This window comes from Streptomyces sp. NPDC046349, assembly GCF_055587885.1.
This window is the reverse complement of the sequence record NZ_JBVJFK010000002.1, coordinates 252641-273817: the sequence shown is the minus strand read 5'-3', so window position 1 is coordinate 273817 and position 21177 is coordinate 252641. Positions and strand designations below refer to the sequence as shown.

Annotated in this window: 17 protein-coding genes and 1 tRNA gene; 10 read left to right on the top strand and 8 right to left on the bottom strand. The window is 74.0% G+C overall.

The genetic code is table 11. The features are described from left to right. Positions 1 to 58: 58 nt before the first annotated feature. The 3 genes from ACZ6JS_RS04900 to ACZ6JS_RS04890 all read right to left on the bottom strand — a co-directional run bounded on the left by ACZ6JS_RS04900 (position 59) and on the right by ACZ6JS_RS04890 (position 4050). Positions 59 to 466 (bottom strand): single-stranded DNA-binding protein, encoded by a 408-nt coding sequence (locus ACZ6JS_RS04900; protein ID WP_469295807.1) that lies wholly within the window; start codon positions 464 to 466, stop codon positions 59 to 61. Positions 467 to 566: 100 nt separating this feature from the next. After that, complete coding sequence (locus ACZ6JS_RS04895) at positions 567 to 2411, bottom strand: GTPase (protein ID WP_469295805.1); 1845 nt, start codon at positions 2409 to 2411, stop codon at positions 567 to 569. A 4-nt stretch (positions 2412 to 2415) separates the two neighbouring features. Then, positions 2416 to 4050 carry a dynamin family protein gene (locus ACZ6JS_RS04890; RefSeq protein WP_469295804.1) on the bottom strand — a complete coding sequence of 545 codons (1635 nt, stop codon included), beginning with the start codon at positions 4048 to 4050 and terminating at the stop codon, positions 2416 to 2418. A gap of 332 nt (positions 4051 to 4382) precedes the next feature. Between ACZ6JS_RS04890 and ACZ6JS_RS04885 the strand changes: the two genes are divergently transcribed. From ACZ6JS_RS04885 to ACZ6JS_RS04875, 3 genes are all read left to right on the top strand, one after another. Next, positions 4383 to 4455 (top strand) — tRNA-Arg (locus tag ACZ6JS_RS04885). A gap of 370 nt (positions 4456 to 4825) precedes the next feature. After that, positions 4826 to 6097: a phosphoribosyltransferase family protein gene (locus ACZ6JS_RS04880; protein ID WP_469295803.1), complete on the top strand. Its 1272-nt coding sequence runs from the start codon at positions 4826 to 4828 to the stop codon at positions 6095 to 6097. Between the two features lie 60 nt (positions 6098 to 6157). Beyond that, positions 6158 to 7288: a sulfite oxidase gene (locus ACZ6JS_RS04875; RefSeq protein ID WP_469295802.1), complete on the top strand. Its 1131-nt coding sequence runs from the start codon at positions 6158 to 6160 to the stop codon at positions 7286 to 7288. A 158-nt stretch (positions 7289 to 7446) separates the two neighbouring features. Here ACZ6JS_RS04875 and ACZ6JS_RS04870 read toward each other — a convergent pair whose 3' ends face one another. Then, a complete protein-coding gene (locus tag ACZ6JS_RS04870; RefSeq protein WP_469295801.1) occupies positions 7447 to 7914 on the bottom strand; it encodes a phospholipase in 468 nt (155 codons plus the stop codon). 189 nt (positions 7915 to 8103) lie between these two features. Here ACZ6JS_RS04870 and ACZ6JS_RS04865 point away from each other — a divergent pair, with 189 nt between their 5' ends. The 6 genes from ACZ6JS_RS04865 (at position 8104) to ACZ6JS_RS04840 (ending at position 14810) form a co-directional block, all read left to right on the top strand. Further along, positions 8104 to 8586, top strand: coding sequence for a hypothetical protein (locus ACZ6JS_RS04865; RefSeq protein WP_469295800.1), 483 nt, complete (start codon positions 8104 to 8106; stop codon positions 8584 to 8586). Between the two features lie 294 nt (positions 8587 to 8880). Next, on the top strand, positions 8881 to 9294 hold the full coding sequence (locus ACZ6JS_RS04860) for a GNAT family N-acetyltransferase (RefSeq protein ID WP_469295799.1): 414 nt from the start codon (positions 8881 to 8883) through the stop codon (positions 9292 to 9294). A gap of 136 nt (positions 9295 to 9430) precedes the next feature. Then, positions 9431 to 10687 (top strand): S8 family peptidase, encoded by a 1257-nt coding sequence (locus tag ACZ6JS_RS04855; RefSeq protein ID WP_469295797.1) that lies wholly within the window; start codon positions 9431 to 9433, stop codon positions 10685 to 10687. Positions 10688 to 11107: 420 nt separating this feature from the next. Next, positions 11108 to 12403 (top strand): hypothetical protein, encoded by a 1296-nt coding sequence (locus tag ACZ6JS_RS04850; RefSeq protein ID WP_469295796.1) that lies wholly within the window; start codon positions 11108 to 11110, stop codon positions 12401 to 12403. 91 nt (positions 12404 to 12494) lie between these two features. Further along, positions 12495 to 13571, top strand: a complete 1077-nt coding sequence (locus ACZ6JS_RS04845) for a WxL protein peptidoglycan domain-containing protein (protein ID WP_469295795.1) — start codon at positions 12495 to 12497, stop codon at positions 13569 to 13571. Positions 13572 to 13631: 60 nt separating this feature from the next. Beyond that, positions 13632 to 14810: a hypothetical protein gene (locus ACZ6JS_RS04840; RefSeq protein WP_469295794.1), complete on the top strand. Its 1179-nt coding sequence runs from the start codon at positions 13632 to 13634 to the stop codon at positions 14808 to 14810. A gap of 164 nt (positions 14811 to 14974) precedes the next feature. On the opposite strand, the gene ACZ6JS_RS04835 is transcribed toward ACZ6JS_RS04840, so the two are convergent. The 4 genes from ACZ6JS_RS04835 to iolC are packed head-to-tail and all read right to left on the bottom strand — an operon-like array spanning position 14975 to position 20222. Continuing rightward, the gene (locus ACZ6JS_RS04835; RefSeq protein ID WP_469295792.1) at positions 14975 to 16474 is read right to left on the bottom strand and encodes a CoA-acylating methylmalonate-semialdehyde dehydrogenase; all 1500 of its coding nucleotides are present in this window, start codon (positions 16472 to 16474) and stop codon (positions 14975 to 14977) included. Between the two features lie 13 nt (positions 16475 to 16487). Then, a complete protein-coding gene (gene iolD / locus ACZ6JS_RS04830) occupies positions 16488 to 18362 on the bottom strand; it encodes a 3D-(3,5/4)-trihydroxycyclohexane-1,2-dione acylhydrolase (decyclizing) (protein ID WP_469295791.1) in 1875 nt (624 codons plus the stop codon). Beyond that, positions 18359 to 19234 carry a 5-deoxy-glucuronate isomerase gene (gene iolB, locus ACZ6JS_RS04825; protein WP_469296402.1) on the bottom strand — a complete coding sequence of 292 codons (876 nt, stop codon included), beginning with the start codon at positions 19232 to 19234 and terminating at the stop codon, positions 18359 to 18361. The genes iolD and iolB overlap by 4 nt, the downstream gene beginning before the upstream one ends. Positions 19235 to 19241: 7 nt before the next feature. After that, complete coding sequence (gene iolC, locus ACZ6JS_RS04820) at positions 19242 to 20222, bottom strand: 5-dehydro-2-deoxygluconokinase (RefSeq protein WP_469295789.1); 981 nt, start codon at positions 20220 to 20222, stop codon at positions 19242 to 19244. 26 nt (positions 20223 to 20248) lie between these two features. On the opposite strand from iolC, the gene ACZ6JS_RS04815 reads away from it, so the two are divergent. Beyond that, a complete protein-coding gene (locus ACZ6JS_RS04815) occupies positions 20249 to 21163 on the top strand; it encodes a sugar phosphate isomerase/epimerase family protein (protein WP_469295787.1) in 915 nt (304 codons plus the stop codon). Positions 21164 to 21177: the final 14 nt, after the last annotated feature.

Genomic DNA, 21177 nt, shown 5'->3' with positions numbered 1-21177 from the left:
TTCGGGCCAAAGACCCAGGTGCCCGTGAGTACCGGGGAATCCTATCCGCCTCGAACACTCAACCCACCGCCGCCTTCTGAGTGTCCATCAGCGGATGATCGGTTCTCACCACTCGCCTGAAGGCCGCCGTGCCCCGGTTCAGGTCGTGCCCGATGGCGGTCGCGTCGATCTCCGCGCCGAAGCGCCGGCTGCCCTCCCCGTCAGGCGGGTCGTCCCGCACGCGCAACCGCCCGTGCACCACCAGCGGCTCGCCCACCGATACGGAACCGGCGAGGTTCACGGCGAGGGTGCGCCGGGCCCACACGGTGTAGAAGCTCGTGGTCCCGTCCGTCCAGGCGTCCTTGCGCCGGTCGAAGTACCGGGGCGTCACCGCGAAACGGAACCGCGCCGACGGGCCGTTCACCGTCTCCTTGTAGTCGACCTGCGTCGCCACGTGCCCCACCAACGTCACCTGGGTGTCGTACATCCCGACCGTCCTCCCCCGTCGTCCCGGCCCGCACGGACCATCCGTACGGGCTACGAGCCATGCTGCGGCCCGCGGCCGGTTTCCCGCTCCGGCCTGTGGACTACTGGCGGGTTGTGGACAACCGGCTCCCCCCTGCGGCGACCGCGGCGTACTGTTCGCGCACCTCGCGGTAGCGCAGCAACTCCGCCGCCACCGGTTCCAGCACCCGGGCCCGTCCGCATCCGGCCGCCGCCTGCCGCAGCCTGCGCTCCGCGTCCTGCCCGTACCGCCGCGCCGGGCCCCGCGCCGCGATGGAGCAGGCCCATTCCACGAGCGGGCCGCCGATGATGCCCGCCACCATGAGCAGCACCGGCGGCATCAGCTGCGGTTCCAGGACCCCGACGATCTGACCGACGAGCCACAGCCCGCCGAAGATCTGGAGCAGGGTCATGGCCGCCTGTGCCAGCACCGCCACCGGCCACCACGCGGGCCGCGGGGGTTTGGCGTTCGGCGCGGCGGCGGCGGGCCCGAGCGTCACCGCGATCTCGTCGAGCGCCTCCGGAAGCCGGTCCGCACCGCGCACGGCCGCCTCCCGGACGGCCTGCGCCCACGGTTCGGGCAGGCCCGCGACGGCTTCGTCGGCGACCACCCGCACGGCCTGCTCCACCCGCTGACGCGCGGTCACCTCCTCCTCGGCCGGAGCCGGCGCGGCCGTCTGGCCCCGGCCGCCGATCGCCGCCAGGGCGGCCAGGCCCGCCAGGGTGCGCGGTGCGCGGCGGTTCTCGTACCAGCGCCACAGCCGCAGCCACGGGGTTCCGCACGCCTTGCCGGCGTTGCGCCGCCAGGCCCGTTCGGCGGCGAGCCCGGCCGCGCAGGCCCCGACCGCCTCGGCGAGCCGGTCCTCGAACTCGGCGCGCGCCACCTCCCCGATCTCGGGTCCGGGGTGGCCGTCGGCGACGTACAGCGGCCGCAGCCGGACGGCCGCGCGGTCCACGTCCGCCGAGATCCGCCGGGTCGCGGCGCCCTTCTCCTGGGTGAACTGCCCGAGCAGTTCGCGCAGCTCCCCGACGCCGTCACCGGTCAGGGCGGACAGCCCGAGGACCGTCGCGCCGGGCTCGCCGTGTTCGCCGAGCGCGATGCCGTCCTCGTCGAGCAGCCGGCGCAGGTCGTCCAGGACCAGGTCGGCGGCCTCGCCGGGCAGCCGGTCCACCTGGTTGAGCACCACGAAGGTCACCTCGGCGTGTCCGGCCAGCGGGCGCAGGTACCGCTCGTGCAGCACCGCGTCGGCGTACTTCTCCGGGTCGACGACCCACACCACGGCGTCGACCAGCGCCAGTACGCGGTCCACGTGCTCGCGGTGCGCACCCAGCGCCGAGTCCAGGTCCGGCAGGTCCACGAGGACCATCCCGCGCAGGGCCTCGGCCTCCGGGGTCTCGCGGGGCCGGCGCCGCAGCCGTCCGGGGATCTCCAGCCGGTCCAGCAGCCCGGCGGCCCCGTCCGACCAGCTGCACGCGATGGGCGCGGCGGTGGTCGGGCGGCGCAGCCCGGTCTCGGAGATCTGTACCCCGGCGAGTGAATTGAAGAGCGTGGACTTGCCGCTTCCGGTCGCTCCGGCGATCGCGACGACCGTGTGCTGGGGTGAGAGCCCGCGGCGCGCGGCGGCCTCGTCCAGCACCCGTCCGGCCTCGGCGAGGGTCTTGCCGTCGAGCCGGGTCCGGGAGAGCCCGACCAGCTGGCGCAGTGCGTCGAGGCGCTGGCGCAGGGCCTGCGCCTCGGGGCTGAGCGGGGGCGCCGAGGACTTGCCGCCGTCGCTGCCCGCGCCGGAGACGGCCCGTACGAGCGCTTCGTCGCCCTCGCCGTCCGCGTCGGCGGCGTCCTCCTCGCCCGCTTCGACGGGGCGGGGGCGGGAACGCGCGATGAACCCGTCGTCCCAGCGGTCGTCGGTGCGGTCGGTCAGGGCGGTCACGGCGTCACCTCTCCTTCTGCAGTACGGACAGCGCGGCGATGAGTTCGGCCTGCGGTTCCGGGGTCACTTCGAGTGCTTCCAACGGGGCCAGGCGTCGGTCGCGTTCGCCGCGCAGCACCTCGTCGAGGTGGTCGCCGACCAGTTCCCCGCCCTTGTCGCGCAGCCGCAGGGCGGCTTGGGCGCCGATCCGCTCGGCGAGCTTCTCCCCGGCGGGCCGGGCCCGTTTGCCGCCGAGCAGCGCGGCGACGAGAAGGGCCGCGACGGCGTCGGCGTCGGGTGTCGGCTGCCTGTCGAGCCGGGCCACCTCCTCCTCGGCGAGTTCCTCCAGCACGCGCCGCCAGCGGCGTACGGCCATGCCGATGCGTTCCCCCGCCTCCCTGTCGGGCGTGGGCAGGGCCAGCGCACCGGAGGCCGGTTCGCGCCGCCAGGCTTCGGCGATCCGCTCGTCGGCGGCGGCGACGGCGCACTGGAGCAGGGCGGCGAGGGACTCGGCGAGGGAGTCCAGCAGTTCGTCGGCACTGGTGTCGAGGGGGTAGCCGCGCCACCGGGTCAGCGCGTCGCCGGCCAGTACGGCACCGCGGTCGAGGCGGCTCCGGACCCTTTTGCCCTCGCGCCGGTAGGCGTCCTCGACGGCCGAGGTCAGCCGTACGGCGGCGGCGTGCTGGGCGGCGACGGCGGAGGCGAGTTCGGGCATCCGCCGCCCCAGGGAGTCCAGCGCGCCGAGGGCGGTGCGCCCGACGGCGTACTGGCGGGCCGCCGGGTCCTGCGCGTGGTGGGCGAGCCAGGCGAACAGCGGGGCGACGGCGCTGGTGGGCAGCAGTCCGCCGCCGCCGGTCGATTCGGGGAGTTCGGGGACGGTGAAGCGCGGTACGTCGCCCAGTCCGGCCTTGGTGAGCAGGGCCCCGTACTGGCGGGAGACCTCGGCGAGGACCTGGTGCGGGACGCGGTCCAGGACGGTGACGAGGGTGGCCCGGTACTGCTTGGCGGTGCGCAGGAGGTTCCAGGGGACGGCATCGGCGTACCGCGAGGCGGTGGTGACCATCACCCAGACGTCGGCGGCGCAGATGAGTTCGGCGGCCAGTGTCCGGTTCTCGACGACGAGGGAGTCGATGTCGGGGGCGTCGAGGATGGCGAGGCCGCGCGGCAGGCTGGTGACGGTCTCGATCCGCATCTCGCGGGTCTCGTGGCCGCCCTGGGCGCCGGCGTGGCCGCGGCCCGGGCGCCGGCCGGGGGGCTTGGGGGGCTTGGGGGACGTTTCGTCGTCCTCGTGCGGCACCCAGACCCGCATCAGGTCGGGGAGTACGCGCATTCCGGCGAACCAGTGGTGGTCGTCGGGATGGCAGACGAGCACCGGTGTGCGGGTGGTGGGGCGCAGCACGCCGGCTTCGCTGACCTGGCGCCCTACGAGGGAGTTGACGAGGGTGGACTTACCGGCCCCGGTGGACCCGCCGACCACGGCGAGCAGGGGCGCCTCGGGCGCCTTCAGGCGCGGTACGAGGTAGTCGTCGAGCTGCGCGAGCAGCTCGGCTCTGGTCTGACGGGCCCGTGGGGCGCCGGGCAGGGGCAACGGCAGACGTACGGACGCGACCCGGTCGCGCAGGGCGGACAGGGCATCGAGCAGCTGAGGCCGAACATCCAAGGTCACCACATGCGAAGAATGCCCAATTTAGGACCATTTTTGAAGCTTATACGCCCCCTGCGCGCCGATCGCGACTTCAGCGGGACATTCCGGGCACGACGGACGAGTGGGGCGCAGGCATAACGAGTGCACAACACCCAGGGCGCCGCGGCGCAAAAGCGATGCGAGAATCGCACCTGCCTGCGATTATCGGGACCGCTTCACCGAACCTCCACATCGTGGCACGCGAGTGAAGCAACCGGGACAAGGCAACCGGAGCCCTATCCTTGACCCGGCACGGACCGAAGCCCCACCCCCACCAGGGGCTCCAGGCCCACCAGGGCCACCTTCCGGCCCCCGTAGCTCAGTGGATAGAGCAGGTGCCTTCTAAGCACTTGGCCGCAGGTTCGAGTCCTGCCGGGGGCACATATTCTCCACCACCCGAAGCCCTCCCGCCGCGGAGGGCTTTCGCGCAGGTCGCAGCGGTCGACCGGCCCGCCCGAGGGGCGGCTCCCACAGGCCGCGGGGCCGCGCCGGGGCCCGCTTCGGAGGCGCCGGAAGGCCGCGCCCGGCGCCAGTCGTCGCGGTCGTGCGGGGCGAACTCGCCCGCACCGAGCCACAGATCGGCTGAAAGGAGCCGTCCGGCGAGGCGTTCACCGGAAGGGGTCACTCCGCTTGGGGGTGCCGATGCCAGGTCCGCCGGCTCCCCCGACTTGCGGGAAGCCCCCGCGTGGGGTTGCGTCGGTAGAGGGGCTGTCCGTGCTCACGTCTCCCCTCGGGTTGGGGGTGAAACCCCGTGCTCTTCACCGACCGTACGGACGCCGGGGAGCGGCTCGCCGAAGCCGTCCGCCATCTGCAGGGGGAACGTCCCATCGTGCTGGGCCTGCCCCGCGGCGGCGTCCCGGTGGCCTTCCCCGTGGCGCGGGCCCTCGGCGCCCCGCTCGACGTGATCGTGGTCCGCAAGCTCGGCGTCCCGTACCACCGCGAGCTCGGGTTCGGCGCGATCGGCGAGGGCGGCGTACGCGTCATCAGCGAGGACATCGTCCGCAGCAGCCGCGCCACGCAGAAGGAGCTGGCTGCCGTCGAGCACGCCGAGGAGGCGGAGCTCGCCCGGCAGGCCCGCAGGTTCCGCGGCGACCGGCCCCGGATCCCGCTCGACGGCCGTACGGTGATCGTCGTGGACGACGGGATCGCCACCGGCGCCACGGCCGCCGCCGCGTGCCAGGTCGTACGGGCCCAGGGCGCGGCCCGTGTGGTGCTGGCCGTTCCCGTGGCGTCGCCCGACGCGGTCGCCCGGCTGCGCGGCGAGACCGACGAGGTGGTCTGCCTCTCCGCGCCGCGCTCCTTCCGGGCCGTCGGCGAGTGGTACCGGGACTTCTCCCAGACCCCCGACGAGGAGGTCGTCTCCCTCCTGGCGCGGGCGGCAGGCCCCGCGCCCGGGCCTGCCGCGCGGGCCGTACCGGTCGAGGTGGACGCCGGAGGTCTGGCCCTGGCCGGCGACCTGGTCCTGCCGGAAGGCGCCGGGGCGGTCGTCATGTTCGCCCACGGCTCCGGCAGCAGCCGTCGCAGCCCGCGGAACCGGGCCGTCGCGGCGGACCTGAACAGGGCGGGCCTGGGCACCCTGCTCTTCGACCTGCTGACACCCGCCGAGGAGGCCGACCGGGCCAACGTCTTCGACATAGCGACCCTGGGCGGACGGCTCGCGGACGCCACCGCCTGGCTGCGCCGGCGCCAGTCCCTCCCGATCGGATACTTCGGGGCGAGCACCGGGGCCGCCGCCGCGCTGTGGGCCGCGTCCGCGGCCGATGCGGACATCGGCGCCGTGGTGTCCCGCGGCGGCCGGCCCGACCTCGCCGGGCCCCGGCTGGCCGCCGTACGGGCGCCCACGCTGCTCGTCGTCGGCGGCCGCGACACCACCGTGCTCGACCTCAACCGCGCGGCGCAGCGGGAGCTGCGCTGCGAGAACCGGCTGGAGGTGGTCCCGGGCGCCACGCACCTCTTCGAAGAGCCGGGCGCCCTGGAGGAGGTGGCCGCCCTGGCCCGTGCCTGGTTCGCCCGGCACCTGTGACGGGACGGGCCGGGGGCGCGACGACGTGCCCCGCGGCGTGGGACGCGCGACCATGGGGAGATGGAGCAGGCGTCCGTGCGGGATGTCAGCGCCCCGGCGCGCATCGCCCCGGCCGGTGAGGGCATCGGCGAGGAGGAGTTGGCACTCGCCGCCCGCAACCACGGCCTGCCGTTGGAAGCCCTGCGCTACGACGTCACACCTCCCGGGCTGCACTACGTACTGGTCCACTACGACATCCCTGCCGCCGACGCGGACGGCTGGCGGCTGACCGTGGGCGGCCGGGTCGGCACGCCGCTCGCGTTGGATCTCGACGCCCTGCACGCGCTGCCCGCCGTCACCCACCGGGTCACGATGGAGTGCGCGGGCAACGGCCGGGCACTCCTGTCGCCCCGGCCGGTCAGCCAGCCGTGGCTCGTCGAGGCGGTCGGTACCGCCGACTGGACCGGGGTCCCCCTGGGCCTCGTACTGGACCGGGCGGGGGTGCGGCCCGATGCGGTCGAAGCCGTCTTCACGGGAGCCGACCACGGTGTGGAGCGCGGTGTCGAGCAGGACTACCGGCGCAGCCTGCCGCTGCCGTACGCCACCGCGGACGACTCGGGCGTGCTGCTCGCGTACGCCATGAACGGCCTGCCCCTGCCGCCGCAGCACGGATACCCGCTGCGGCTGGTAGTGCCCGGTTGGTACGGCATGGCACACGTCAAATGGCTGTGCGACATCACGCTCGTGGACGAGCCGTTCACCGGGTTCCAGCAGTCCGCGGCCTACCGCTTCCGGTGGTCCGCCGACGAGCCGGACGATCCCGGCGAGCCGGTCACCCGGATCGCGCCGCGCGCCCTGATGGTTCCGCCGGGCTTCCCCGACTTCATGTCGCGCACCCGCGTCGTGCGCCCCGGGCCCGTCCGGCTCCGGGGGCGGGCCTGGTCCGGGCACGGGGCCGTCGCCCGGGTGGAGGTGAGCACCGACGACGGGCTCAGCTGGGCCCGGGCCGAGCTGGCCGCCCCGGATCCGCATCCGTGGGCCTGGCAGGCCTGGAGCTGCGCCTGGACGGCCGTACCGGGCCGCCACACCCTCACCGTCCGCGCCACGGACAGCGGCGGCCGCACGCAGCCCCTCGAACAGCCGTGGAACCGCGGCGGTTTCGGCAACAACCTGGTCCAGCGGGTTCCCGTGCTCTGCCTGGCGGCCGACTAGGGGGCTCTTTCGGATCAGGCCGGACCGGGGAGCGGCGTCCGGTGCCGTGCATCGCGAGGCGGAGGGAGAAGTCGACGCGGAGCATCGGCGACCGACGACAGCGCGGTGAGGCGCGGTGCCGGACCTCGCGAGCCCCGGCGGGATCCGAAAGGGAGGTCCTAGGAAATACCGAGGAGCCTGACCGCCTGGTAGTACGTCCACGCGGTGCCGTCGCACGACCGCTTGCGGCTGCCCGAGAAGTGGGCGCACACCCGCTTCAGGTCCGCGTGGAACGCCTCGTCGAGCCGGGCCTTCGCCGCCGGGAACAGCCCTGCCGCCCGGTGGTTGCGGTAACCGAAGTCGTGGCGGGCGCAGGCCGCCGCGAAGGGGAAGCCGAAGGGGTTGTCCGGGGAGGTGGTGCACTGGTCGGTCGACCAGTCGAAGCCGTACGCCGCCCAGGCGGCGCGGTGCCCGCGCGCGTCGGCCCAGGCCTCGTAACTCGCGGAGCTGGGCTGCGTCCAGCGGCTCAGCACCTGCGGCTTGTCGGCCGGGACCTCGGGCGCGGCCCAGGCGGCGGCGGGCGCCAGGGCGAGCACGGCCGTGGCCGTGGCGGTGGCGAGGGCGGGGACGAGGCGGCGACGGTGCATGGGGAGTCCTCGGGGGCCGGGCGGACGGGCATCCGGCCAACGGGGCCGAGTGCCGCCCGGTTACTGGGTGTCGTGCCGCCATGACCGGAGCCACTCCCAGGTATGACGCCGTGTGCGACCTTCGGCCAGGACACGTTTCCTTCTGAGGAGGGACGCGCACGGGGCAGCTCACGGCCGAAACTTGGAGGCATGAACCGCCGCCCGCTCGTCATCGCCGCCGCCACCGCGGGAGTCCTCGCCACCGCCGCGTTCGCCCTGCCCAACCTCCCGCCCAACCCCGTGACGGACACGATCGACCACAAGGTGTTCAAGGAGAAGGGCAAGCGCTTCGCGACCGCCGCCCAAGCCCCTACGCGCACGGAAGCCCCCTTCGCCCTGCCGTCCTGGATACCCAAGGACGCCACCGATGTCCGCATACGCGTGCGCACCACCGGCCAGGACCGGCTCATCCGCTTCGACCTGGGCAAGACCCCGCTGGACGGACCGCAGTGCGCGGCGGGCGCCCCGAAGCGACAGGGCGCGCCCGACCTGCACGCCAAGTGGTGGCCGCGCGCCCTGCGGGCCGAAGTCCGCGCCGAGTGCCGGGACTTTCACCAGTACCAGGTGGCGGTGCGCGGCAAGCGGGTCTATGCCTGGACCGACGGCACCCCTTCACCGCGGGCCCAGGGCTGAGGGCTGTTCCGTAGGGCGACAGGGCCGCGGCGGCGGCTCGGGCGAAGCCCTCGGGGTTGTCCAGCACAGACGGGTGGCGGTCACCCGGCTCCACCCAGCGGATCCGGTGGCCCCCGACCGGCCACGACATGCCTCCCGTCGCTCCTCCCGTTGCTCTCCCGGGCCCTCAAGCCCTCGGGCCGCGGACAGGCCGGTCGCCCTCGGGATCGACCCGGCCGGGGGTGTCCGTGCCGCCCGCCACGCCGTGCCCGGCTACGCCCCGCCACCGGCCGCGCGCGCATTATCGTGACCGCCATGGACATCCGCCGGGCCTTCACACCCGCCGAACTCTCGGCCGCCGAATCCCTCTTCGACGGGCCCGCCCGCCAGGAGTGGTCCGAGCGCTTCCTCATGGCCCCCGGGCACCTGATGCTCATCGCCTACGTGGACGGTGTGCCCGCGGGGATGGTCTCCGGCGTCGAGATGGTCCACCCCGACAAGGGCACCGAGATGTGCCTGTACGAGCTCTCCGTGGACGAGGGCTACCGGCGCCGCGGCATCGGCCGGGCCCTGACCCTGGCCCTCGCGGACGAGGCGAGGGAACGCGGCTGCTACGGCATGTGGGTGGGCGTCGACACCGACAACGAGGCCGCGCTGGCCACCTACGACGCCGCCGGGGCCCGCGACGAGGGCGTGTTCTCCATGCGCGGCTGGCCACTCGCCCCGTAGGGCGTGCCGTGCCGTGCCGATCAGGGGTGATCCGCCCTGATGGACACGGCACACCGCACCCGGGCGGCGGCGTGTCGTGCGCCCACTCGGCGCACCCTCCGCGCGCCCGCACCGCCCCTCGCAGAGCATCAGCCGCATGACCGCAACCGCATTCGCCACGCTCATCCCCGCGGCCGCCCTGCTCGCGGCCGCCGTCACGAGCCCCCCACCGGCGCCCGACCCCGACTCCCGCTCCCGCGCCGGATCCGGCTCCACCGCCCCCTACGTCGTCGTCCTCAAGGACACCGCCTCCCGTGCCCCGGCCCGCGCCCTGGCCGCCGAGGCCGCGGAGGCCGGGGACGAGGTCGGGTTCGTCTACGAGGCCGCCCTGAACGGCTTCGCCGTCCGCACCACGGCCGCGCGGGCCGCCGCCCTGGCCGCCGACCCCCGGGTGGCCTCCGTCGAACCGGACGCGGTCTTCCACATCACGGACGTCACCACGGGCACCACCGGCACCACAGCGGGCACCACCACGGGCACCACCGACACGCCTCAAGCCCGGCCGCAGGCGCCGGCCCCTTGGACCCTGGACCGGATCGACCAGCGCGAGCTCCCGCTCGACGGCTCGTACACGTACGGCACGAAGGCCGAGGCCGTCACCGTCTACGTCCTCGACACCGGGATCAACACCGGCCACCAGGAGTTCGGCGGCCGCGCCCGGGCCGGGCACAACGCCGTTCTCCTGGAGGGCTCCCGCGACTGCAACGGCCATGGCACGCACGTCGCGGGGACCGTCGGCGGGGAGACGTACGGGGTCGCCAAGGGCGTCTCCCTCGTCTCCGTGAAGGTGGCCGACTGCCGCGGCGACGGACGCCTGTCGGCCATGATCAAGGGCCTCGACTGGGTGGCCCGGGACGCCGCCCGCGCCCCGGGCACTCGGGCCGTGGCCAACATGAGCATGGGCGGCAGCCGCAGCCGCGCCCTGGACGCCGCCGTCCTGCGGATCGTGACCTCCGGGGTCACGTTCGTCGCGGCCGCCGGCAACGAGGGCAGGAACGCCTGCGGCGGGTCCCCCGCCTCCGTCCCGCAGGCTCTCACCGTCGGCGCGACCGACGCCGCAGACCGCCGGGCGTCGTTCTCCAACCACGGCTCCTGCGTCGACCTGTTCGCGCCCGGCGTGGCCGTCACCTCCGCCTGGAAGGACTCCGCCACCGCCACCGCCCGCTCCTCCGGTACCTCGATGGCCGCCCCGCACGTGGCGGGAGCCGCCGCTCTGCTCCTGGCCCGCGGCACGGCGCGCACCCCGGCGCAGGTCTCCGAGGCGCTGGTACGCGGCGCCGTACCCGACCGGATCACCGGGCTGCCGACCGGCACCCCGAACCGGCTGCTGCACATCACAGCCGACCGGCACTGACCCAGGGCGGACCCGAGGCTGCCCGGGGACGACGCAGCACTGGCCCCCGCCCGACCAGCCCCGAGACCACCGGCCCCGCCCCGAGCAGCGCCGAGCAGCACTGGCGGCGCCCCGAGCCGTGCCGACAGGAGCCGAGCGCAGCGACCGCGGAAGACCTCAGCAGGACCGCAGCAGGACCGCCCGGACACGGCCTGTACCGACGGCCGGTCCGCCCGGCGCGCGTGACCACCCCGGCCGGTCGGTACCCGGTGGGCCATCAGCCTGTCCCTGATGGCCCATCAATTTCTGTGTGCTTCGGGCGAAAGCAAGTCATTGACTTCTCATCACCGTGACGCGTCAATATCGGCCACCGCACCGGCTCGGCCTCCCCCACACAGCGGGTGGGGGGAGGGTTCGTCATGACGAAGGAGTCGCGACCCAGTGAGTACGAGAACGCATCTTCGAAAGGTGCTGGCAGGGGCCGGGGCGCTGTCGCTGGCCCTGACCGGCGCAGTGGTGGGCCTGGCGGGCTCCGCGCAGGCCGCGACCAAGACCACGACCGTCTTCGAGAACTGCGACGCCCCGGCGCCTCAGCCGGACGGCTCGGGCAACCAGAACTGGACCGTCACGCTGCCCGACGGCGCCAAGGCCGGTGACGTCGTCCCGATCACGATCGACCCGGGTGCCAGCCCCCTGATCCCCTCGTTCTCCGTCACCACGGTGAACACGTCCAAGATCACCCTCAAGGTCGGCTCCACCACCCAGGTGGTCACGAGCCCGCCGGAGACCGTGTCCGTCGTGGCCGGGCAGCCGCTCGACCCCAAGGCGTTCTCCGGAACCATCAAGATCCCGGACGGTACCGAGGGCACGACCGTCCAGGTCGCACTCGATCTGGCGGTGACCGACGCGGACCTCTCCGGTTCGGTCTTCACCACCACCTGTACCCCTGCGCCCCGCCCGAGCGCCTCGCTCGGATCGGTCGCCGTCGAGGCCCTGCCCAAGGACCCGGTCACGACGAAGCTGACGCCCAACAGCGGCCCGGCGGGCACCGCCGTCGTGGTGGGCGGCGCCAACTTCCCGGCGGGCGCCGTCACCTGTTCCGCCCTGCTCGCCGGGGCGGCGACCGGTGACACGGGCACCGGCACGGCGGACGCGTCCGGCGCCGCCACCTGCACCATCACGGTGACCAAGAAGGCCGACACCATCAAGATCGACGGTTCGGTCACCCCGTACAAGGCCTTCGTCTTCCTCGAGGAGCAGGCCGGCGTGAAGAACCCCGTCGACGTCGAGGTCCTTCCCGGGCCGCTGGCCCTGGGCCCGAAGGACGGCCAGCCGGCCGTCAGCTTCGGCTCGGTCACCATCAACGGCAAGGCCCAGTCGGTGGTCGGGGTCTTCAACGCGGCGACCGTCCAGGACTTCCGCGGGGGCTCGCTCGGCTGGGACGTGACCGCGACCCGTACGCCGTTCCTGAACCAGACCACCGGTCACTCGATGGCGAAGGCGCAGATCGGCATCCAGCCGTCCTGCACCGTGACCAACCCGGACAGCCCGAGCACCTGCACCGCGGGCGCACCCGGCGCGATCTCCGACGTCCCGATGAAGGTGGCCTCCCAGGCCGCCGGGGGCGACGAGCTGACCGGTGGCGAGTTCGCCGTCGGCGGCGCCGGGATGATCCAGCTCCCGCCGTTCATGTTCGCCGACACCTACCAGACGGTCGTGACCTTCTCGATCGCCTGATCGGCACCCGCACGGCACGCTCCGCCAGGGTGGTGCGGCGCTCCGGCGCCGCACCACCCCTCCCCCTTTCCGCGCCGACTGGAGACCGCCCATGCGCCCCCGCAGCAGCACGCCCAGCCGCTCCCGCACCGGCACCCGCGCCTCCCTGAACGGTTCGCTCCTCGGCCTGCTCCTCGGCCTGCTCCTCTTGGGCGCCGTCCTGCTGCCCGCCCGCCCGGCGACGGCTGCGGACAACGGCACATGGGGGGTGTTCCCGACGCCCGCAGCCGGTGCGGCAATGAGCGCTCGCGGGTACTTCTTCCACCAGGGCGCGGCCGGGAGCACGCTCTCCGACAGCGTCACGGTCCTGAACTCCTCCGACAGGGAGCTGACGTTCCGGGTATTCGCCACCGACGCGGTGAACACCCCGGCCGGCGGCGCGTTCGCGCTGCTGCCGGTGGAGACCAGGCCGAAGGGCCTCGGCGCGTGGATCGTCCTGGCGCCGGAGACGGCGAGCACCGTCACCGTGCCCGCCAAGGGCCGCAAGGACATCCCCTTCACCGTGAAGGTCCCGCCGGACGCGACGCCCGGCGACCACGTGGGCGGGATCGTGGCGCTGGGCACCGCCGTGGAGGGCGTGCAGCAGGACGGCAAGGTCCAGGTCGGGGTGCGGCGTTCGGTGGGCGCCCGCCTGTACTTCCGGGTGCCGGGGCCCGTCACGCCCGGGCTGAGCGTGGAGGACGTGCGGGTCAGCCGGTCCGCCCCGCTGCTGCCCTGGGTGAAGGACGCCCGCGCCACGGTCCGTTATGCGCTGGTCAACCGGGGCAACGTGGTGGTCGAGCCGAACGTGGCGATCACCGCGCAGGGGTTGTTCGGCCGCCGGGTGCTGGACCGGCCGGGACGCGACCTGAAGCTGACCCTCCTGCCGGGCCAGCGGATCGAGCTGGCCGAACCGTGGCCGGACGCACCCCAGTCGGACCGGGTGACCGTCAGGATCACGGCGGCCGCGGCCGGCCACCCCGATCTCGTCTCCCGCTCCGGGACCGACTTCGTCGCCGTGCCGTGGCCCGCCGTGGGCCTGCTGCTCGTACTGACGGGTGCGGGCCTCACCGTGCGGGTGCTGCGGCGGCGCCGTCGCGCCGAGAGCGAACAGGATCAATCCGTCCTGGACTTGGCTGGGACGCGCTGACCGGGAAAGGTGTCTCCGGGTGACGGTATTCGGCCATCACCGGCTCAAGGGGGGACACAGTTGAGGGAACGACAGCACGGCGACGCGGCCGGGGGCATCGGACTGCTGACCCGCATCGAGCGCGCCCTGGGAACCGGCACCGCCGCCTACCTGCCCGGCGAAGGCTGGATCCGCCTCACCCTCCCGCTCGACGACGGCGGCCCGGCCCCCGTGACCGTGGACGTGATCGCGGACACGGCTCGGGCCCCGGAGGGCATCGCGTACCTGCTGCCCGGCGGCGGGCTGAACTTCGCGGCGGAATTCTTCACCGCGGGCATCCCGGGCATCCGGGGCGACCGCAACCTCGCCCACGCGCTGCGCCGCCGGGGCCTGCTCGTCGTCGGTGTCACCCCGCGCGAGGACGCCGCCGCGGCGGCCGACGTCTCCGCCGCCCGGGGGCTCGCAGCGCACCGCCGCGACCTGGCCCGGGTGGTGGGCGCGCTGGACCGCGAACTGGGACTGCCGTACGAGTACGTCGGGCACTCGGCCGGGGCCGCCCTCGCGCTGGACGCGGCCTCGCACGACACCTCGCCGCGGCTGCGCCGGGTCGTGGCGCTGGACACGACGGGGCCGTACACGGGCGATCTCGCGCTGCGGGCCGCCGACACCCGGGACGCGTACGCCACCCAGCTCGCGCAGGGCGTCCCCCTGGTCGATCCGGGGCTCGCGGCAGTGATCGCCAAGGCGGTGGCAGATCCGGACGGGGTCTCCCCGGTGCCGTGGCCGCCGGACCCGGCGCGGCGCTTCACCCACTCCGGGCTCGCCCATTTCGCGCTGATCCGCACGGCCGCGCTTCCGGGACCGACCAACTGGATCTACGCCCGGGGGCACAGCGCCGGGACCTACGACTTCGGCACGACTCCCGCGGAGGACCGCTTCACGCTGACCCGCACCCCGCTGGCGACCTGGCACGCGGCGACCACGGCTCTCGGCAGCGGCCTCCTGTCGGCGGCGCTGATGCGGGATCTCGCAGCGATCTGGGCGGGCGACGACGAAACGTACCGCATCGCGTGGGACCGCATCACCGCAGAGGTGGTCTGGATCAACACCGAGCTGGGACGCGGCGACCACCCGCGCGGTGCGGAGCTGATCCGCGCGGGCGGCAACGAGCGCGTCTCCTTCACCGTGGTCCCGGGATACGGCCACGGCGACGTGGTCTGGGCCGGCGCAGCCGCGTCGGACGTCTGGTCGCGGTTCTGACCCGCCGGGGAACGGAACCCGCCCCCCGCGGTGAGGGCTGCGGGGGGCGGGTCGGTCCTACGGGTCCGACAGGCTGCGGGCCTGCGGGGCCTACCGGCAGGGGGCTGAGCGGCCCGGGCTGAGCGGCCCGGGCATTGCGGCCCGGGCCGCCCGGAGGGCGGGCGTCAGTGGTTGCGCGGGAAGCCCAGGTCCACGCCGGCGGGGGCGTCCGAGGGATCCGGCCAGCGGGTCGTGACAACCTTGCCGCGGGTGTAGAAGTGGATGCCGTCGTTGCCGTAGACGTGGTGGTCGCCGAAGAGCGAGTCCTTCCAGCCGCCGAAGGAGTGGTAGCCCACCGGCACCGGGATCGGGACGTTGACGCCGACCATGCCCGCCTGGATCTCCAGCTGGAAGCGGCGGGCGGCGCCGCCGTCGCGGGTGAAGATCGCGGTGCCGTTGCCGAACGGCGAGGCGTTGATGAGGGCCACACCCTCCTCGTAGGTCTCGGTGCGCAGGACGCACAGCACCGGGCCGAAGATCTCGTCGCGGTAGGCGTCGGAGTCGGTGCGGACGTTGTCGAGCAGCGAGAGGCCGATCCAGTGGCCGTTCTCATTGCCCTCGACCGTGTATCCGGTGCCGTCCAGGACCACGTCGGCGCCCTGCGCGGCCGCGCCCTTCACGTACGAGGCGACCTTGTCGCGGTGGGCGGCCGTGATCAGCGGGCCCATCTCCGAGGTCGGGTCGTTGCCGGGGCCGACCTTGATCTTCTCGGCGCGCTCGCGGATCTTGTCGACCAGCGTGTCGGCGATGGAGCCGACGGCGACGACGGCGGAGATCGCCATGCAGCGCTCGCCGGCCGAGCCGTAGGCGGCCGAGACCGCCGCGTCGGCGGCCGCGTCCAGGTCGGCGTCGGGCAGGACCAGCATGTGGTTCTTGGCGCCGCCGAGCGCCTGCACCCGCTTGCCGTTGGCGGAGGCGGTGGTGTGGATGTGGCGGGCGATCGGGGTGGAGCCGACGAAGGAGACGGCCGCGACGTCGGGGTGGGCGAGCAGCGCGTCGACCGCCACCTTGTCGCCGTGGACCACGTTCAGCACACCCGCCGGCAGGCCGGCCTCGGACATCAGCTCGGCCAGCTTGTTGGATGCCGACGGGTCCTTCTCGCTCGGCTTGAGGACGAAGGTGTTGCCGCAGGCGATGGCCAGCGGGAACATCCACATCGGGACCATCGCGGGGAAGTTGAAGGGCGTGATCCCCGCGACGACGCCCAGCGGCTGGCGGATGGCGGACACGTCGACGCGGTTGGACACCGACGTCGACAGCTCGCCCTTGAGCTGCGTGGTGATCCCGCAGGCCAGCTCGACGATCTCCAGGCCGCGGGCGACCTCACCCAGCGCGTCCGAGTGGACCTTGCCGTGCTCGGCGGTGATCAGCTCGGCGACGGCGTCGCGGTTGGCGTCGAGCAGCGCCCGGTAGGCGAAGAGCACCTTGGTACGGGCGGCCAGCGAGGACTGGCCCCAGGACAGGAAGGCCTCCTTGGCGACCTGCACCGCGGCGTCGACCTCCTCGGCCGACGCGAGCGCGACCTGCGTGGTGACCTCGCCGGTGGCCGGGTCGGTGACCGGGCCGTAGTTGCCCGACGCGCCCTCGACGGTCTTGCCACCGATCCAGTGGTTGACGGTCTTCATGCCTATTGCTCCTTCACAGATGGCGACGTCGCTGCGCGGCTTGCCGGTCGTACTCTTCACGGGCCTGGGCCGCCGCCTTACGGGTCGCGGTCTCGGCCACAGGAACATCCCACCACGCCTGTGCCGGGGGTGGGCCCGACACAGTGTCGGGCGTTCGGGTCTGTACGTAGACACATGTGGGACGCGTCGCCGAGCGGGCCTCGGCGAGGGCTTCCCGCAGGTCACGTACGGTGCGGGCGCGGATGACGGCCATTCCGAGGGAGGCGGCGTTGGCCGCGAGGTCCACCGGAAGGGGGTCCCCGGTGTACGCGCCGTCGGGCGCCCGGAAGCGGTAGGCGGTGCCGAAGCCCTCGCCGCCGACCACCCCCGAGAGGCCGCCGATGGAGGCGTAGCCGTGGTTGTCCAGGACGACCACCTTGATCGGGACGCCCTCCTGGACGGCGGTGACGATTTCGGTGGGGTTCATCAGGTACGTCCCGTCGCCGACCAGTGCCCACACGGGCCGGCCGGGGGCGGCGAGCGCGACCCCGATGGCGGCCGGGATCTCGTAGCCCATGCAGGAGTAGCCGTACTCCAGGTGGTACTGGTCCGCCGACCGGGCCCGCCACAGCTTGTGCAGGTCACCGGGGAGCGAACCGGCCGCGTTGACCAGGATGTCGGAGCCGTCGACGAGCCGGTCGAGCAGCCCGAGCACCTGGGCCTGGGTGGGCGGGAGCTCCTCGTCGGGCGCGGACACGGCGTAGGCCAGGTCGACGCGGGCGTCCCAGCGGGCGGCCTCCTGCCGGTACGCCGTCTCGTACGCGGCGTGCACGCGGTGGCCGGCCAGCGCCTCCCGGAGTTCGTCGAGGGCCTCGCGGGCGTCGGCGACCAGAGGCCGGGCGGCGAGCTTGTGGGCGTCGTACGGGTCCAGGTTGAGGCCGATGAACCGGACGGCGGGATTCTGGAAGAGGGTCGCCGAGGCGGTGGTGAAGTCGCTGAGCCGGGTCCCGGCGGCGAGGACCAGGTCGGCGTCCCGGGCGAGGGCGTCGGCGGTGGCCGTGCCGGTGTGGCCGATCCCGCCCACGTCGGCACGATGGCCGTACGGGAGCACGCCCTTGCCCGCCTGGGTGACGGCGACCGGGATCCCGGTGGCCTCGGCGAGGGCCGCGAGGGAGGCCTGGGCCGCGCTGTGCCGGATCCCGCCGCCCGCGACGATCAGGGGGCGCGCGGAACCCCGTACGGCGTCCGCGGCGGCGGCGAGCTCGGCACGGTCGGGCCGCGGGCGGCGCACACCCCAGATCCGTTCGGCGAAGAACTCCTCGGGCCAGTCGTACGCCTCCGCCTGCACGTCCTGCGGCAGCGCCAGGGTGACGGCGCCGGTCTGCACCGGGTCGGTGAGGACGCGGACGGCCTGGAGGGCGGCCGGGATCAGGGCCTCGGGCCGGGTGACCCGGTCGAAGTGGCGGGAAACGGGCCGCAGGGCGTCATTGACGGACACGTCCCCGGCGTGGGGGACCTCCAGCTGTTGGAGGACGGGATCGGCGGGCCGGGTCGCGAAGGTGTCGCCGGGCAGCAGCAGCACCGGGATCCGGTTGATCGTGGCGAGGGCGGCGCCGGTGACGAGGTTGGTGGCGCCGGGGCCGATGGAGGTGGTGACGGCGTGGGTGGAGAGCCGGCCGCTCTGGCGGGCGTATCCGACGGCGGCATGCACCATGGCCTGCTCGTTGCGGCCCTGGAGGAAGGGCATGGTCTCCTGCCCGGACTCCAGCAGGGCCTGCCCGATGCCGGCCACGTTCCCGTGCCCGAAGATCCCCCACGTGGCGGCGACGAGCCGGCGGCGCCGTCCGTCGCGCTCGGTGTACTGGGCGGCGAGGAAGCGTACGAGCGCCTGGGCGGCGGTGAGCCTCATCGGTGGTCCTCCGCTCCTGCTCGGGGGAAGGGCAGCCGGGGGTCGACGTCCTGGCCGGCCCAGGTCCCGCGGATCCAGCCGTGGTCGGGGTGGTCGCGGATCAGCCACTCCCGGGGCCCGCCTCCGGCCGGTCCGGCCATCACGTTGAGGTAGTACATGTCGTGCCCGGGGGCGGCGATGGACGGCCCGTGCCAGCCGTCCGGGATCAGCACGGCGTCGCCGGTCCGCACCTCGGTCAGGATGTCGGTCTTCCCGGCCGGGGAGGGCGTGACGCGCTGGTACCCGAGGCCGGGGACGTCCCCGTGGGGGGCGATCTCGAACCAGTAGATCTCCTCCAGGCGGGACTCCTCGCCCGGGAGGTGCTCGTCGTGCTTGTGCGGCGGGTACGAGGACCAGTTCCCGCCGGGGGTGAGCACCTCGACGGCGATCAGCCGGTCGCAGTCGAAGCCGGTGGTGCCTGCGGCGGCGAAGTTGTTGACCTGCCGCGAGCAGTGGCCCGCGCCGCGCAGCTCCACGGCCACGCCCTCGGCCGGACCGTAGCGCGGGGGCAGGCGCCGCTCGCACCGCGCGCCGGCGAGCGCGACCCGGCCGCCCGCGGCGGAGCGGATCCCGGTGTGCGCGTCCCGGGGCACGTACGCGAAGTCGGTGACCGCCTGGAACACCCCGGCCCTCCCCCGCAGTTCGAAAACGTGCGGCTCCGCTGCGGCGGCGCCGCCCCCGAACCCCCGCGCCCCAGGCGCCGACGGGGCCGGATCGCAGCGGACCCGGCAGCCGCCCGACAGCGGGAGCACGATCCATTCCGCGTCGCCGCAGGCGAACTCGTACGTCTCCCCCGGCTCAAGGTCCAGCACCCGCAGCCGGGTCCATTCCATCTCCCACTCAGACACCGCCGGCACGCCCCAGCACCTCCTCCACCTCGTGAGAGAACGGCATCGCGCTGGAGCACGCCAGCCGCGAGGCCACGATCGCGCCCGCCGCGTTGGCGTACCGCACGACACGCCCCAACTCCCACCCCGCCAGCAGCCCGTGGCACAGCGCGCCGCCGAACGCGTCCCCCGCGCCCAGCCCGTTGACCACCTCGACCCCGACCGGTGCGGCCTCCACCGCCGTCCCGTCGCGATGGACCGCCAGCACGCCCTCCGGGCCCCGCTTGACGACCGCGAGTTCCACTCCGGCCGCGAGCAGCGCCCGGGCCGCCGCGTGGGGCTCGGACTCGCCGGTGGCGATCTCGCACTCCTCCTGGTTCCCGACGGCCACCGTCGCGTGCGCGAGCGCCCGCTCGTAGTAGGGCTGCGGTTTCTCCCGCCACAGCGTCGGCCGCCAGTCCAGGTCGAACACCGTCGTCCCCGAACGGCCCCGGGCCTGCAGCGCCGCCAGGGCCGCCGCCCGCGAGGGCTCCTCGCTCAGGCCCGTGCCCGTCATCCAGAACACGCGGGCCGCCCGTACCGCCTCCAGGTCCACCTCGTCCGCCGCGATCTCCAGGTCCGGGGCCTTCGGCAGCCGGTAGAAGTACAGCGGGAAGCGGTCGGGCGGGAACATCTCGCAGAAGGTGATCGGCGTAGGCAGGCCCGCAACCTCGGTCACCCACCGGCCGTCCACCCCGAAGCCCCGCAGCTCGGTGCGCAGATACGCGCCGAAGGGGTCCGCTCCGGTCCGGCTGATCAGCGCCACCCGCCGCCCCAGGCGGGCCGCGGCGACGGCCACGTTCGCCGCGGAGCCGCCCAGGAACCTGGCGAACGTCTCCGCCTCGGCCAGTGGTACGCCGGCCTTGGGCGGGTAGAGATCCACCCCGATCCGGCCCATCGTGATCAGGTCGAACGGATACGGATCGCCGGTGCCGGTCACAGTCAGTCCTCCCACTCGTCCTCCACCCTAAGGTGGCCGTTATGACGTCCTCCCCGCCCGCGTTGACCCGTATCCGCATCGGTTCGGCTCCGGACTCCTGGGGTGTCTGGTTTCCCGACGACCCGCAGCAGACCCCGTGGCGGCGTTTCCTCGACGAGGTGGCCGACGCCGGGTACGAGTGGATCGAGCTCGGCCCGTACGGCTATCTGCCCACGGACCCCGCCCGGCTCACGGAGGAGACGGCCGCGCGCGGCCTTCGCGTCTCGGCCGGGACGGTCTTCACCGGACTCCATCACGGACCCGGCGTGTGGGAGGAGACCTGGGAGCACGTGTCGCGGATCGCGGCGCTGACCCAGGCCATGGGCGCGGCGCATCTCGTCGTCATCCCCTCCTTCTGGCGGGACGACAAGACCGGGAAGGTGCTGGAGGACCGCACTCTCACCGCCGCCCAGTGGCGCGAACTGGCCTCCCAGACCGAGCGCCTGGGTCGCGAGGTCCAGGACCGGTACGGCCTGCGGATCGTCGTCCACCCGCACGCCGACACGCACATCGACACCCCCGAGAACGTGGCCCGCTTCCTGGACGCCACCGATCCGGCCCTGGTCTCCCTCTGCCTGGACACCGGCCACTACGCGTACTGCGGCGGCGACAGCGTGCAGGCCGTGGAGGCCTTCGCCGAGCGGATCGGCTACCTCCACCTCAAGCAGGTGGACCCGCGGATCCTCGCCGACGTCGTCGCCGAGGAGCTGCCCTTCGGGCCGGCCGTGGCCCGCGGGGTGATGTGCGAACCGCCGTCGGGGGTGCCCGCGCTGGAGCCCGTACTGGCGGCGGCCCAGCGTCTGGGCGTGGACCTGTTCGCCATCGTGGAGCAGGACATGTATCCCTGTCCGCCCGACCGGCCGCTGCCGATCGCCCGCCGTACCCGGGCCTACCTGCGCTCCTGCGGCGCCCGCTGACAGTTTCGGAGGGA

Bases quoted from the DNA above. Each gene is read 5' to 3' on its own strand.
- ACZ6JS_RS04875 (WP_469295802.1), top strand. From the start codon at position 6,158: ATGGAGCAGGCGTCCGTGCGGGATGTCAGCGCCCCGGCGCGCATCGCC.
- ACZ6JS_RS04865 (WP_469295800.1), top strand. From the start codon at position 8,104: ATGAACCGCCGCCCGCTCGTCATCGCCGCCGCCACCGCGGGAGTCCTC.
- ACZ6JS_RS04855 (WP_469295797.1), top strand. From the start codon at position 9,431: ATGACCGCAACCGCATTCGCCACGCTCATCCCCGCGGCCGCCCTGCTC.
- ACZ6JS_RS04900 (WP_469295807.1), bottom strand. From the start codon at position 466: ATGTACGACACCCAGGTGACGTTGGTGGGGCACGTGGCGACGCAGGTC.
- ACZ6JS_RS04845 (WP_469295795.1), top strand. From the start codon at position 12,495: ATGCGCCCCCGCAGCAGCACGCCCAGCCGCTCCCGCACCGGCACCCGC.
- iolD (WP_469295791.1), bottom strand. From the start codon at position 18,362: ATGAGGCTCACCGCCGCCCAGGCGCTCGTACGCTTCCTCGCCGCCCAG.
- ACZ6JS_RS04870 (WP_469295801.1), bottom strand. From the start codon at position 7,914: ATGCACCGTCGCCGCCTCGTCCCCGCCCTCGCCACCGCCACGGCCACG.
- ACZ6JS_RS04835 (WP_469295792.1), bottom strand. From the start codon at position 16,474: ATGAAGACCGTCAACCACTGGATCGGTGGCAAGACCGTCGAGGGCGCG.
- ACZ6JS_RS04815 (WP_469295787.1), top strand. From the start codon at position 20,249: ATGACGTCCTCCCCGCCCGCGTTGACCCGTATCCGCATCGGTTCGGCT.
- iolB (WP_469296402.1), bottom strand. From the start codon at position 19,234: ATGGAATGGACCCGGCTGCGGGTGCTGGACCTTGAGCCGGGGGAGACG.
- ACZ6JS_RS04860 (WP_469295799.1), top strand. From the start codon at position 8,881: ATGGACATCCGCCGGGCCTTCACACCCGCCGAACTCTCGGCCGCCGAA.